Below are 12,972 nucleotides of genomic sequence, written 5' to 3'. Positions count from 1 at the left end.
AAGCATAGCGATAGAGTAAACACTCTATCAAAATTGAACTTAAAAAAAATAAATTTGAACAATAAACCCTCATTTTAATGACAAGGATCATGTTTTATCTTCAGAACCCACTAGAAGCCATGATTTTATAGTTATATATAAGTATGAAAATGCATATTAACTAAAAAAACAATACCATCATAATTAACAAATCAAAAACCACATACCCAACTAGTTTCATTTTATATATTAATGCCCAGATAGAAAATAGCTTAATTTATAAACACTTCGGCAAGTTATTATATATACCTCTTTTTGGGTATTGAATGTTACCACTAACTAGAACCAAAAATAATAAAGGGGTCAGGTCTTGAAATTTGCATAAATTATATACTTTGCAAATTTCAAGACCTGACCCCACAAGATAAATTAAAGAGTCGCGACCCCAGGTACTTCGACAACTGAATTAGCGTTCGCTCTTTCTATTATCTTAAGTATCGTAGTTTGCACTAATTCACTTTCACGAATATCAGTTTCACAAGAAAAGCGTTCCTCTTGTAGGTTATCCTCTTCCGACAAGATAAATTGCACAGAAACCACCGTTGCACACTCTTCGGTTTCCCCATAATACGCCAACGTAATCTGAGGATATCCCTTAAATCCTTTCTTAACCTGCTTAGCTATACGTTTTTTCGCTTTATCCAAATTCATACACATCCTTTGCCCCCACGCGGGGTCAGGTCTTGAAATTTGCATCAATAACCATTGATGCAAATTTCAAGACCTGACCCCGCAAAACCATATGAGCAAGATTGAGTATCCTATCAAATCTACTATCCAATTCTCGTTAAAAAGTGTTACCTCGTCAGAAAAGAGCAACATGAAACAAGTTGTTTCATGTTAATCCAAAAAATTTAAAGCAAAGATGAACTCATGTAAATCATAGAACGTGGGTTGATTAAAGATATGAATAATATAATCAAAATTATTAATAATATTAAAAAATATATTATCTTATTCGCTTTAATCAGTTTCTCATTTGGAGCTCATTCTGCTCAATATAAAATATATAATCACGATAAAGATTCTAATAAAGCTACATTAATCATTAACGGTGATATCGAAAGTGGTGAGTATTTGAAATTTATACATTTTCTATCAGAAGGAACCCACGATATTTCATCTGTTATATTGCAGTCAAATGGTGGTTATCTTAATGATGCAATAAAAATAGCAAACTATATAAATAAATCTGGTTGGAATACGGACGTTGAAACGTATTGCAACTCATCTTGCGTAATCATGTTTCTATCAGGAAAAGATAGAACAGCATATGAAAAGTCACACATCGGCGCTCATAGCCCTTATTATGGGGATCTTAGGAACTCTTATACGCAAGATTTAAAGAACTCAGCTCTATACCATAGATTGTTTAAAATCTTATCACGCTATTTGAACAACATTAAAATATCAAGGGAGATAATCAATAAAATGTACGATACTCCTTCTAGAAATAGATTAGAGTTAAATAATGGTAACCATAATCACCCCTGGAAAGTAATGAGTACAAGTTTTTTATACAGTTAACGTAGTATTAGCTTAGACTCTTGTATTTTCTTTATTATGTCTTTTAGCAACGGTTTATTGACTATATTTCGATTCGCTACTATCAAATAGAGTTCCATTTTTCCAATGACTTCTGAAAATGAATAAACATCATGATCAAGAGTCTTTGCAGTTTGCTCTGATACAATGCCAGTATATTTTGAATTTTCAATAATATCGTAAAAAGATATAAGACTATCAATTAGATACTCATTGGTATCTGCATTACTTGTAAACTTATCACTGTAATCATCAAGCCATTTTAATTTGATTAGATTTTTAGGCTCTGACTCAATAATATTTTCATGAAACTGCTTCGAACAAAGAAAAACGAGCTCATCAGATTGGATCTTGTGGCATTGGTATCGCCTATCTGTTATTGGTTTTTTATCGATAAACAAATCGATTTCGCCAATTAAAAGATCTGAATACGCTTTTTCTCTAGTGGGATAATTATTCAATTCTTTAAATGATAGTTGCTCGCTCTTTAACGCTTCATCGTGTAGAAGCTGAATAAAAAACGTACTGTTAACTTGTATCGGTTTCAATAACGTGATTTGAGGAGTGCTAGTACGAAACATATCATACTCATACGTAACTGAATCTAGACTCGCTGTTATTTTCGAATATAAGTACTTTCCTTCACTTGTGGGAATTAACGTGATGCCATCTTTAATGAAAAGCTTCTTCCCGCAATCTTGCTCAAGATTAGTAATAGCCCTAGATAGAGAGGATATAGAAGTGTTTGCTTTACTCGCAACATCCCTAAAATTATCACCTTCATAAACATATTTAAAAAGTACTAGCTCTTTTAGCATAATGTTCTCACCAGTTACTACCCACTGCTCGACTTAGATTCTCAACGCATAAGAATAAACTGAATGAATAAAATAACAACCTTAAGCGAATTTAATTCATCAATTAATTCAGAGTGCGCCATCAGCGTTGCTCCTTTACCCAACTTATCAAGTATTTGAAACTTCTGCACTCCCGATCTACTATTCGGTAAAGCGGGGTCAGGTCTTGAAATTTGCATAAATAGTATTTATGCAAATTTCAAGACCTGACCCCGCAAGAACGTCCCTAAAACCTAGAGAACAAACTATGAACTACTTTGAATCCCCTTTCGCTGGTGTGCCGTTGCAGCAGCAAGTGACTAACCCAAATATCATTGTAGGTAAGCACAGTTATTACTCTGGGTACTATCATGGGCACAGTTTTGATGATTGTGCTCGATATCTTGCACCTGATAGGGATGATGTTGATAAGCTTATTATTGGCAGTTTTTGCTCTATTGGCTCTGGTGCGGCATTTATTATGGCTGGTAATCAAGGGCACAGGCATGATTGGGTAAGTACTTTCCCGTTTTTCTATCGAGATGATGACACTTTTGCACAAGCCAAAGATGGTTTTGAGCGCGCCGGAGATACCATAATAGGTAATGATGTTTGGATTGGGACGGAAGCTATGATTATGCCCGGAGTAAACATTGGGCATGGCGCCGTGATTTCGAGTCGCGCTGTTGTGACCAAAGACGTTGCACCCTATGAAATAGTAGGCTCCAACCCCGCTAAGCACATTAAATTTCGTTTTTCTGACACTGAAATCGCTATGCTATTAGAGATGCAATGGTGGGATTGGCCGCAAACTGTTCTTAAAGAAGCAGTTCCCCATTTGTGCTCTGGCGATATTCAGGCGCTATATTTGTACTGGCAATCAACAACATCCAAATAAAACTGCCTATAACAGTCGTGACATTTACCACCAATAAGCTATTACTTATATCAATACTAATAAATTGAGATTGGTGTAAGTAAGAGCCAAGGTATACGATGAATTTAACTGTCCCGCTCATTAATAAACATGCCGTTATAGTGCAAATCAACGCATTAGAGCACTATATCGACGATATATGGCCAATCGTACACAGCTCAAATCTACCTATTTATTTAAACTCTAGTTCGGCAAAATTTGTGCCTTTCAGAGCATTGGCCTCTTTACTACAACAAGCTTTTGTAAGCTTATCCCATCAAGACTTTAAAGCCTTTATTCGCCAAGGTGTAAATGACTATATAAAACAGATTAGCTTGAATAATTCATCAATGACAAGCCTCTCTATCCCAGAACAGATTGCTTATCTATTACCGGTAAAAAGCGTCACTTTTCAACCCAACACCCAAATAACAGGTAGTGATACAATACAAAGCCTAGAATTTGCGTTAGAAGATGTTACCCCGTTTAATCTAGTCGCAGAGCTTTACGCTATTGTTGTAGTACATCAGTACTTAGCATCCACCCAAGCAGTTTCTCAACCTTGCAAATACCATCTGTTCTCTGAACAAAAAACCGGATTAGATAAACTCAATATATCCACTCACACGCCGCAGTTTATGGGACAAAATAGCACTGGAATTTTTTACAATTCACCAGAAAAGCCTATTGGCATTGTAGAAAGTACAACATGGCATAAACCGCCTACCCCCTTCAGTAAACAAGTTGCCTTAGCACTAGAGTGTTATATAGGACGGCAAGACATTTCTATCAACGACTTTAGTTATATAACAGGTATCTCACCGCGCAGTTTGCAGAGATATTTAAAGCTAGAACAAAGTAGTTTTCGCAAAATAAAAGAATCCCTCAATATGGCATTTGCCAAACGAGTAATGCGCGAACGAGACGTTTCCATTTCCGATATTGCCGAACATTTAGGCTACGCAGATACCTCACAATTTATTCGCGCTTTTAGAAAAGCCGAAAACACTACGCCTTTACAGTGGCGTAAAAAAGCCTGCGCTACACAACAGGTATAACGCAGGCTACTTGTTTTTACTGCGACAGAGTATTAAACATCCACATCGTTTATAGGAAGCAGTTAAAGCAAAAAATTAAGCTTTCGTTTTCCAAGTTTGCTGATAAACACGCATCAAGTTTTGACCAAACAACTTCGCCATATCTTCATTGGAATAGCCCATTTCCCATAATGCATCGACTACGCCTGCAATATGCTTTGAAAGTTCAGCACAGCCAGTCGCACCTTTATCAAAAGCATTAATCATGTAACCATTGTCTGCGTATTTATCCGCATTTGCTTTAGCAAACGGAACGACTTTCGAGGTCGTCATCATATCGTCAGTCGCAATACCCACATGGTCGATACCCGCCACTTTTACTGCACCATCAATCATCTCAGCAAATTGTTTAGGTGTAATATCTTCCGGCCAGATACCATCCATCATCCATTCGGTTGCGGTTACAGAAATAACGCCGCCCATATCCGCAACTGTCTTTGCTTGTTCATCAGAAATGAGTCGATAACACGCCGCTAAACGGAAATCAGGATCGCCCTTTTTCAAGTTCTGTTTCGCCATACGCTGCTCGGTTTCAGTCAAAGTTTCATGAGGTTCACAACCATAGGTAGAAGCAATTGGTGAATGAGAATAAATCACCGGCACACCTTTATGTTGCTTTTGCATATAATCGGTAATGCCCTCAGTGGTGTAATGAGAAGTATGCGACAAATCAACGGTAATACCGTGTTTTACCATCTCATCAATCACCTCTTTACCAAAATCAGTTAGGCTCGATGTATCGCCATTGATCATAGAAATAACGCCGCCACCCGTTAACTCTGTTTCATTGTAGGTCAGTTGCATTGTCTTAATGCCATGCTCTGCCATTACTGCAACATTAGCTGCATCACCTTCAAGAGGCATAGTCGTTTGGCTTGCCCACATAATCGCATATTCACCGTTTTCATGGGCTAGCTGAAAATCTTCAACCTTTGTTACATAACGAATCGGCGTATTGGCAGCTGAAGACGCTTTTGTCCATTTGCCATGTTCTGATTTAAACGCCAGCATATTTGGAGTATTGGGAGCTGCAATGGTCACTGACGCCCCCGTTATTCCACGCTCATGGGCAAGATCAATATATTGAGCCACCTCGGAATCTTTAGAAAATCCAGTACCAGCAGGAGAAGCATAAAAATCTAATACTATGTTATCTTTCACAAACTGCTTTGCTTCAGGTGATGCATATCCATACCAATCTTTCGTTTCAATCGACGCAACTGCGGTGGCTGATAGTGAGGCAATACTGACGGCTAATAATAGTTTTTTCATGATGCTACCTTTTAATTTTCTGATTCAGTGCTCTGTTAGTGCAAACAAGAATAGATGAACAGCAATTCAATAATGTGCATATTGCGCCAACGATAAAATAGTAAAGTAAAATTATGCTCACCATTTATGACAACTAAAACTTCACAATATTTTAACCATGCAGTTCAATTCTTTAGTTACTGATTACAAAAGAAAATTTAAAAAGGACTATGCTTTAACTCTGACAATCCTCTAACTTGCCAGTTACCAAGCATAGGGTTAAATTCCGTAAACTAAACCTCATCAATTGCGAAAATACCTCAAATGGCAAACTTTGAAACGCACCTCAAAGCAGGCGTCGCCGTCACAGGCATTGCTGCCGCGACCCTAGTGGCAAAAGGTGACATCACTATTCAGACCGCACTATGGCTATGGTTTATTGGCTCAATAGGTAGCCTATATCCCGATATTGACTCAGATAGCTCTACCTCTCTTGAAGTCATTTATGGCGCCATGTCCATAGCCCTGTGCTTTGGAGCCATGCATTACGTCATAGGTGATGCTCATACCCCAACCGGATTACTGCGCTTATTGCTCATCCCGCTAGCCATCTACCTATTTTTACACCAGGTGCTATTACGAATTTTCAAAAAGATTACCGCCCACCGCGGCGCCTGCCACTCTATTATTTTCGGCGTAGCAAATACGTTAGTTTTGGTTAACGTCACTTTCTATCTTGCAGGACACTTAGTGATAAAGCCTGCTATGACTGCATGGCTCACAGGCTTTTTCTTCTTGGTTGGGTTTTTATTGCATCTCTTGATGGATGAGATAAATAGCGTGGAATTTAGCCGATTTAAACTTAAAAACTCGTTCGGCACAGCGCTTAAACTGCTTCCCGAAAATCATATCGTATTAAGCGTTAGCTTGGTCGCTATCTGTGTTGTTGGATATTGGTATTCGCCAAATATGATGGAGTTCATACATGTTTTAAGCAACTGGAGTCAGTTTAAGTTCTATTAAATCGAACAACCATTAATGGTTGTTCTACCAAGTATTATAAAAACCAGCCATGTAAATATAGTTGCATATTGATCTATATGTCTGACATTAATAAAATATGAATTGTATCAAAGATAAAAAATAACATTTCAAATATACTACCTTCTCTGACATTAATTTTAGCAAATAGAAGAGTATTGCTATTTATTTCATGCATATAAAATAAATGACAATGTGAATCTTGGTCAACAATAGTGGTAGGTTTCATGAATTTAAATAATAGCCTAGTGATATTAGGCTTAGCGATCAGTGTCGTCTCCTGTGGCGGTGATGATAATTCCAATAATAACCCAACCCCTCCCCAACATTATACAATCACGAGCACAACATCATTAGGAGGAAGTATTACTCCTAAAACCCAAGATGCACAACATGGTTCAACATATACTTTTAATTTAAATGCTGATGATGGCTTTGAGATTAGTGAAGTAACTGGATGTGAGGGAGTCCTTAAAGGCTCTCAATACAATACTGGATTAATCACAAATGACTGTAGTATTGCCGCCAAATTCACACCAATATTAGTAACAGCGTTATCTCATGCAAGTAGCGGGGGAACTATCTCACCAAAAGAGCAAAGTGTTAATTATGGAGAGACATCAAGCTTTGATTTAAATGCTAATGACGGATATCAACTCAAACATATTGAAGGCTGTGATGGCACATTAAACGGAAATACATATAAGACTGGAGTATTGAAAGAAAACTGTGAGGTAATCGCAACCTTTGCCCCCGTTATATATCACATAACTGCACACTCATCGAAAGGTGGTAACGTATCACCGAACTCAATGAGCGTAGCTTATGGAGATGCTGCTCAATTTGATGTTTCCACAGAGGATAAATATACCTTAGAGTCGATTAGTGGATGTGATGGTAGCTTAAAAGACAATAAATACTACATCACTAATGTATCGAACGATTGTACGATAACTGCTCAATTTAATTCCAATAATAACCCAACCCCTCCCCAACATTATACAATAACAAGCACAACATCATTAGGAGGAAGTATTACTCCTAAAACTCAAGATGCACAACATGGTTCAACATATACTTTTAATTTAAATGCTGATGATGGCTTTGAGATTAGTGAAGTAACTGGATGTGAGGGGGCTCTTGCCGGCTCTCAATACAATACTGGACTAATTACAAATGACTGTAGTATTGCCGCCGAATTTACACCAATAATAATTACAGCGTTATCTCATGCAAGTAGCGGGGGAACTATCTCACCAAAAGAGCAAAGTGTTAATTATGGAGAGACATCAAGCTTTGATCTAAATGCTAATGACGGATATCAACTCAAACATATTGAAGGTTGTGATGGCTCGTTAAACGGGAATACATATAAAACCGGAGTATTAAAAGATAACTGTGAGGTAATCGCAACCTTTGCCCCCGTTATATATCACATAACTGCACACTCATCGGAAGGTGGCAACGTATCACCGAACTCAATGAGCGTAGCTTATGGAGATGCTGCTCAATTTGATGTTTCCACAGACGATAAATATACCTTAGAGTCAATTAGTGGATGTGGTGGTAGCTTAAAAGACAATAAATACTACATCACTAATGTATCGAACGATTGCACGATAAACGCTCAATTTGAACGTACTGTTGGCGACCAGGAAATTATCGTTGATGTTTCAGGTGCAAGTAATGACCGTCCAGTTATCGGAACCTTAACTTCCGATGACAAAAGTGTACTCATTACAACCACATCCAAAGATGGTGAACTGAAGTTTGAAGGATTAAATAAGCAACAAGATTATATTTTAACTGTTAGTCAAGCAGGATATAAAATTGCAGATGCCGATGATAGTGTCGAAGAAAATGATAGCCCAAGAGCTAGAACTTCCTTGTCAGAAGTTAATGGTAATGTCATCAAAATTAATGCCGGTACTTTTGCTCAATTTAATGCTGAACGTATTGATGGGTTAGAACACGATCACTTCCAATATCACTGGTCTGAAGATATCAACACGGCGGGACGAGAGTATTCTTCATATATAAACAAAGACTTACCGATAGAAATTATAGGCCAAGATTATAGCGATGTAGATTCCCATGCAAGTGCAACCCTACAGTCGCTGTTTGGTATTATTTTAGATGATTCAGATGTCCCTTGGAGTCAGGAACATGCGTACCGTCTACTTGAAATGCTAAAAAGAACGGGCCTTGAAAGTTTTCCAAATCAACTCTCTGGAGGGTCGGCTGCTGAGCATCCGTATGCAAGTCACTGGGTATTAACTGACGAACTTTTGACAGACGATATTGAAGTCACCAATTTAACAGATGCTAGCACTCAAGTTAAAATTTCTACTCAAACATTCAAATATGCATCACCAACAATCGTGACTGTTGATGGTAAGCGTGGACGATTCTTCTCTAACCGTTTATATAACGCAGCTATACGCTTTGTTACAGACAATGGCCAAAAAATTGATGTAGCGGCTCATATACTCAAACAGCGTTACGGCGTAATTATAGCGACTACTAGTAACTTTAACGGGCTCTACAAGACCATTCCTGTAATAGACGACGATCGTAATGCAAATATATGGCAAATATTTCAGCCGAAAGAATTAATTGCAATCATTGCTATTTTAGAAGAATTCCCTCAAGGGATGAAAGATCTCAGTCTACCTAATGAAAAAGGCGGTCTGCGTTACTTCTTAAGACGTGCGAATGGGCTTCCCCACCCGTTATATTCGGCTGCACCGGCTGTAGCCTGGACATCGGCTAATTATGTTGAATTTATGGAATCAGCCTTTACGCAAAACTTTATTGGTGATATTCAACGTTTAATTATTCACGAAAAGTCTCACTTCTTATGGGACTACGCATTCTCAAATGACCTCAAATATGAATGGTTAAAAAAATCTGGGTGGTATATTCCAGGAGATACCGACGGGAACTGTAAACAATGGACAGAAGACCCTGATAATTGGACACCACCAAACGTAGTTCCAGAGACATTAAACGTTCTAACTGAAGTACATGACCATCCCAAATTTGATGGTGAGCTTGTTTTTGACGGACAATGGGCATCATGCAGCACCACTCAATTTGTGACTGCGTATGCCGCTAAGTTGAATCCCAATGAAGATATGGCAGAAAGTATTTCTTACTTTTTAACCAACCCTGATTTATTGCGTTCAAGAGCATTGCCAAAATACGAATTCATCCGAGACTATATTATGCAAGGTAGTATCTATCTCAGTGTAATTCGTCCTGATCTCACTTTTGAAGTGCTTAATTTATACCCAGATTATATATATCCAGGAAAAATCAATAGTGTCGATATCTCTGTATATGGCGCGCCAGAACAAAAGAAAAGTGTAGAAGTGACTCTTGGATTACACACAAGTGAAAACTGCAATAACCAAGACAATTGTTTTGACGGTGCATCCGGTGCGTATATGCGCTTACTAAGCCCAATTGGAACATATAAAGATCAATACTTTAAACCTGCTAATGGAGCACAACTCGACTCTAAATTAATCGCAAGATTCGATCTTCCAGCAGAAGCGGCTAAAGGTTGGTGGGTGCCCGCTGAAATAGTCGTTTTCGATCAAGTTGGCAATCGTAGAATTGAAAAACTGGCAAGCTCGGACTATGGTTGGCGTCTCTATATCAATAATGCAAATTCAGATATTGTTGCGCCCCAATATGTAAAAAACAGCATGACTTTGAGCTTGTTTAACTCTGACTCTACTGATTCACCAGTTGAATTAAAAGAAGATGAGCAATTGCTGCAATTACAGTGGCTACTAAATGAGAATGAGTCGATGGATCAAGGTTACTGCTATGCAACTATAAGTAATCAATCTGCTGAATTTGGATGGGGTCAGTATAGTCATCAACTCTATAGTTATCATAGCCCTGAAATATCTAACCCTAGCGATGCTACAAACATTTGTACGATAGACTGGTTAGTCACTCGCTTTATTCCATTAGGAAGCTACGGTCCCAGATATATAAATATGCGAGATAAAGCATTGAATATTGGAAAAACAAGTTTTACAGAAAACCATCCGACTCATGAAGATCCAATCACGCTCGTAGTATCGGGAAGTACTCCTGATACTAATGCGCCTTTGATTAATCAACAGGTATGTCAATCTGAAGATGAGGATGAAACATGCCTTCGAGTAACTGCTGCTCCAACAAATCCAGACAACCCAAATGGTGAAACAATAGTTAAGATTTACTATTGGGCATATGAAGAGCAACCTCTAGCAACGGCTTCAGGATTAAATATCACCGGGATCAGATTGAGAAATCCTCAAGGCCAAGAGTTTCACTTCTGGCATTCAAAAAATAGCAACGTGGATAAAACCACAGCCCCCGATCAGGAAGGTGGCTATTTCAAATGTAATAGTCAGGCTTTAAAAGACAACCCTAATTGCGATGCTACCACGCCAATCCAGTACGTCTTTGAAACAATACTACCCGTTGGTTCAGCTCCAGGAACATGGGGATTAACTGAAATGACGGTAAGAGACTTAGCAGGCAATAATCGTCAATATCAGTTTACTGAAAATTTACGATTTGATGTTGAATAAGTCATATCCTAGTGTTCTATGATTTGAGCACAAAAGTAAACGCCAGAGCGTACAGCCCTGGCGTTTGTTTATAAAACTAGAGTAGCGCCTGCCTTTAAACCAACGCCAAAGAATCCAAAATCCCTTGCCCACTATGAATGCCACCCTCATTTTCACTCGCAGGTTTGCTGCGAATTAAATAGCCTGCATAACCCTTATATTCAGTGACGGGTTCACCTTGGTAGTGAGCGGTAAATAAGCCAATTTCACTGACTAAATCGCTAACTAGGCTCTGCTTGCCATCACGAACGGCAATCGTTGGCGTGTCGCGTTCGTGTGGATATAGACGCTGCATCAGTGCCCAGGCGTCGTACTCTTCTGGCTTTAGATTTGCCAGTGTTGCACTAATATCTTCGCCAAAGACGCAGTGACCACCACCTTCACCTTGGTTTTTTAACACCCATGCTTGTTTGTCAGCGGAGGTGTTAAACCAATCGATTGTTTGTGTCGAAATAGGCTTCATATCTGCAAGAACACTCTTCACAAGTGTCGCTTCTTGTTCGGTTAATCCCCAACGGGCGTACTCTTGCGCAGGCATGGTAGTCAGTAGCATCTGCATCGATTTACTGGTCGCCAGTTGCTGACTGATAGTGGCGTTCATTGCTACGTAATGTTTTTCGATAAATAAACGGGTTTGGCTTAATGTATGACAACAAATATCTTCGTGAAGATCAGGCGCCCAATAGTCGGTGTATTGATAACCAGCTCGCAGATATACAGTATCGATAGCGCCGACATTTTCGAGTAGTAAACGCTGATTTTTTCCGCTAGAAAGTTGGTTATTGAGCTGTTCAAAGGTGCGGCGCACCGTGCGAATGCCTAAGTTTTGCAGTGCCACTTCCAATAAGTGCTGGTCATAAACGTTGTCTTCGTCTTTTTGTACCACCATTAAAAATGTCGGTTTTTGCGTCGCACTGTCTTCGCCCAATGAGGCAAAATGAGCACTCACCTTTTTCGTTGCGACAGCAATGCCGTGCGCCAGTTGCTGCATGCCGTGATTTTCAGCGGGAAGTGCGGTTTCATCTTCTAACCAGTTGCGATATACCGAATTCCACTGATTATTAACGTAACTATGTAATTCAGCCGCTCTTTGACCAAATGGCCCCATTCCTGCTGCTATGCCATTAAATTCAATCACTTTTGCACCGTGCTTACGGTCGTCCATAAAGTCGGTGCGCATCAATAGCAACGGCTGACGAGCAGGATTTAGTGGCTGGCTTGCATCACCATGTGCTTGTTGATGCAATTCCATTAAACGGCCAAAAAACGGATCGGCTTTTGCCATATCAGTCAGTGATTGTTGTAAAAATGGATGGTCTTCCGACACATTACTGATCAGTTTGGCAATTAAAGGGGTTACTGCCAATAAATGCTCATAAATCGGCTTTTGCATGCTCATCGGCGCAATACTAAACGGCACATGTCTTGCCGTATTATCTGTTTGACGAAACGCCACGCCGTGCATGATTTCCCACTCTAAAAGATCATCGATGATCTCTTGAGACAATAAAGCATTCGAGTTTTGAGTCTGTGAATGTGTATCCAACGTGTCACTATTCGCAGTGCGATTATTTATTGCGTGCTCATTTTTTGTGTAATCATTCATACTGTAT

The 12,972-nt window shown here is 39.0% G+C and carries 9 protein-coding genes; 5 read left to right on the top strand and 4 right to left on the bottom strand.

What is annotated here, in order from left to right:
* Positions 1–408 precede the first annotated feature (408 nt).
* Entirely contained in the window at positions 409–690 is a 282-nt protein-coding gene (locus OCU38_RS04580) for a hypothetical protein (RefSeq protein ID WP_261823929.1), read from the bottom strand.
* A gap of 255 nt (positions 691–945) precedes the next feature.
* On the opposite strand from OCU38_RS04580, the gene OCU38_RS04575 reads away from it, so the two are divergent.
* Entirely contained in the window at positions 946–1,566 is a 621-nt protein-coding gene (locus tag OCU38_RS04575; RefSeq protein ID WP_261823928.1) for a hypothetical protein, read from the top strand.
* Here OCU38_RS04575 and OCU38_RS04570 read toward each other — a convergent pair.
* On the bottom strand, positions 1,563–2,402 hold the full coding sequence (locus tag OCU38_RS04570) for a LysR family transcriptional regulator (protein WP_261823927.1): 840 nt from the start codon (positions 2,400–2,402) through the stop codon (positions 1,563–1,565). The genes OCU38_RS04575 and OCU38_RS04570 overlap by 4 nt on opposite strands.
* 286 nt (positions 2,403–2,688) lie before the next feature.
* Between OCU38_RS04570 and catB the strand changes: the two genes are divergently transcribed.
* Both catB and OCU38_RS04560 read left to right on the top strand, forming a co-directional pair.
* Positions 2,689–3,318, top strand: a complete 630-nt coding sequence (catB, locus tag OCU38_RS04565) for a type B chloramphenicol O-acetyltransferase (RefSeq protein ID WP_261823926.1) — start codon at positions 2,689–2,691, stop codon at positions 3,316–3,318.
* A gap of 98 nt (positions 3,319–3,416) precedes the next feature.
* Entirely contained in the window at positions 3,417–4,394 is a 978-nt protein-coding gene (locus OCU38_RS04560) for a helix-turn-helix domain-containing protein (RefSeq protein WP_261823925.1), read from the top strand.
* Between the two features lie 75 nt (positions 4,395–4,469).
* On the opposite strand, the gene OCU38_RS04555 is transcribed toward OCU38_RS04560, so the two are convergent.
* A complete protein-coding gene (locus OCU38_RS04555) occupies positions 4,470–5,705 on the bottom strand; it encodes a dipeptidase (protein ID WP_261823924.1) in 1,236 nt (411 codons plus the stop codon).
* 303 nt (positions 5,706–6,008) lie between these two features.
* Between OCU38_RS04555 and OCU38_RS04550 the strand changes: the two genes are divergently transcribed.
* Positions 6,009–6,707: a metal-dependent hydrolase gene (locus tag OCU38_RS04550; RefSeq protein ID WP_261823923.1), complete on the top strand. Its 699-nt coding sequence runs from the start codon at positions 6,009–6,011 to the stop codon at positions 6,705–6,707.
* A 245-nt stretch (positions 6,708–6,952) separates the two neighbouring features.
* A complete protein-coding gene (locus OCU38_RS04545) occupies positions 6,953–11,320 on the top strand; it encodes a putative zinc-binding metallopeptidase (RefSeq protein ID WP_261823922.1) in 4,368 nt (1,455 codons plus the stop codon).
* Positions 11,321–11,414: 94 nt separating this feature from the next.
* On the opposite strand, the gene OCU38_RS04540 is transcribed toward OCU38_RS04545, so the two are convergent.
* Positions 11,415–12,965 carry a glutathione synthetase gene (locus OCU38_RS04540; RefSeq protein ID WP_261823921.1) on the bottom strand — a complete coding sequence of 517 codons (1,551 nt, stop codon included), beginning with the start codon at positions 12,963–12,965 and terminating at the stop codon, positions 11,415–11,417.
* Positions 12,966–12,972 lie beyond the last annotated feature (7 nt).

It is taken from the genome of Vibrio neonatus, from assembly GCF_024346975.1.
Taxonomy (GTDB): domain Bacteria; phylum Pseudomonadota; class Gammaproteobacteria; order Enterobacterales; family Vibrionaceae; genus Vibrio; species Vibrio neonatus.
Note: the sequence above shows the minus strand (reverse complement) of the source record. Positions and strands in the feature narration are given on the sequence as shown.

Coding starts and splice junctions, on each gene's coding strand:
- OCU38_RS04580 (WP_261823929.1), bottom strand. CDS start 690: ATGAATTTGGATAAAGCGAAAAAACGTATAGCTAAGCAGGTTAAGAAA.
- OCU38_RS04575 (WP_261823928.1), top strand. CDS start 946: ATGAATAATATAATCAAAATTATTAATAATATTAAAAAATATATTATC.
- OCU38_RS04570 (WP_261823927.1), bottom strand. CDS start 2,402: ATGCTAAAAGAGCTAGTACTTTTTAAATATGTTTATGAAGGTGATAAT.
- catB (WP_261823926.1), top strand. CDS start 2,689: ATGAACTACTTTGAATCCCCTTTCGCTGGTGTGCCGTTGCAGCAGCAA.
- OCU38_RS04560 (WP_261823925.1), top strand. CDS start 3,417: ATGAATTTAACTGTCCCGCTCATTAATAAACATGCCGTTATAGTGCAA.
- OCU38_RS04555 (WP_261823924.1), bottom strand. CDS start 5,705: ATGAAAAAACTATTATTAGCCGTCAGTATTGCCTCACTATCAGCCACC.
- OCU38_RS04550 (WP_261823923.1), top strand. CDS start 6,009: ATGGCAAACTTTGAAACGCACCTCAAAGCAGGCGTCGCCGTCACAGGC.
- OCU38_RS04545 (WP_261823922.1), top strand. CDS start 6,953: ATGAATTTAAATAATAGCCTAGTGATATTAGGCTTAGCGATCAGTGTC.
- OCU38_RS04540 (WP_261823921.1), bottom strand. CDS start 12,965: ATGAATGATTACACAAAAAATGAGCACGCAATAAATAATCGCACTGCG.